The 1,357-nt window shown below is 73.2% G+C and carries 1 protein-coding gene; it reads right to left on the bottom strand.

The window, feature by feature from the left end:
* Nucleotides 1-85: 85 nt before the first annotated feature.
* Nucleotides 86-1,357: NRAMP family divalent metal transporter (locus ACFV4G_RS38825; protein ID WP_380447495.1), on the bottom strand; the 1,272-nt coding region annotated here is incomplete at its 5' end.

Here is a 1,357-nt window from a genome sequence, read left to right as displayed (position 1 = left end):
GGGCTCGGGGGCGGGGGCGGCCCCCCCCCCCCCCCCCGGGGCCGCCGGGCGCTCCCCCACGGCCCGGCCCCCGCTTCCCGGTCGGTCAGCCGATGCCGAACCAGCCGAGGACGGTCTGGCCCAGCAGGATCGTCGACATGAGTGCGACGCCGACGACCGCGACGGTGGCCACGACGCGGTAGCGGGGGCTGTTGGCCGCGTCGCCGAGGACGGACCGGCGGTTGGTGAGCACCAGGAGGTAGACCAGCACGATCGGGCTGATCAGGCCCTGGAGCACCTGGGTGCCGATCAGCAGCTGGATGAGGTCCACCGGGGTCAGCGCCACGATGGCGCCGAGCGCGATCTGGGCGGTGAACAGCCCGAGGAACAGCGGCGCGTCGCGGAAGCTGCGCGACACGGAGCGCTCGACGCCCGCGGCCTCGCCGATCGCGTAGCTGGCGGAGAGCGGCACCACGGCGCCGGCCAGGGCGGAGGCGCCCATCAGCCCGAAGGCGAACAGCAGCTCGGCGCCGTGCCCGGCGACCGGCTTGAGCGCCTCGGCGGCCTCGGAGGCGGACTCCAGCGGGCCGGTGCCGCCGATCGCCGAGGCGGTCGCGATGATGATCGTCAGGCTGATCACGCACGCGAACACCGCGCCGAGCACGGCGTCCGCCCGGATCAGCTTGTAGTCGGCCGGCTTGGCACCGCGGTCGACGACGCCGGCCGCCGCGTAGAACTGCATGTACGGGCTGACGGTCGTGCCGATCAGCGCGACGGCCAGCAGGATGAAGTCCTTGCTGGGCTCCAGGTGCGGGACGACCAGGTGCTCGCCGACCTGCCCCCAGTCCGGGTGGCCCATGACCATGGCGACGGGGTAGGCGAAGAACGCCAACGACATCACCAGGAAGATGCGCTCGGCCCACTTGTACGAGCCGAACAGCACCAGCGACCAGAGCAGGACGGCGGCCGGCGGGATGACCGCCCACTTGGGCACGCCGAGCAGTTCGAAGGCCGCGCCGATCCCGGCGAACTCGCTGACGACCAGCCCGGTGTTGGCCAGCAGCAGGCAGAACACGGCGAGCGCGGTGAGCCGCAGGCTGAACTGCTCGCGGATGAGCGCGCCCAGGCCCTTGCCGGTGTGCGCGCCGAGCCGGACGGCCATCTCCTGCACCATCACCAGGGCGATGGTGACGAGCACCATGAAGAACAGCGTCCCGTAGGTGAACTGGGAGCCGGCGCTGGCGTAGGTGGCGATGCCGGCGGCGTCGTTGCCGGCGTTGGCCGCGACCAGCCCGGGACCGGCCACCATCGCGACGGCGGCGATCCGGCGGAAGCCTCTTCGGCGTCCGGGCGAGGGCGCGGACGACCGCGGCGCGGC

The organism is Kitasatospora sp. NPDC059747 (genome assembly GCF_042732955.1).
Lineage (GTDB): Bacteria > Actinomycetota > Actinomycetes > Streptomycetales > Streptomycetaceae > Kitasatospora.
Note: the sequence above shows the minus strand (reverse complement) of the source record. Positions and strands in the feature narration are given on the sequence as shown.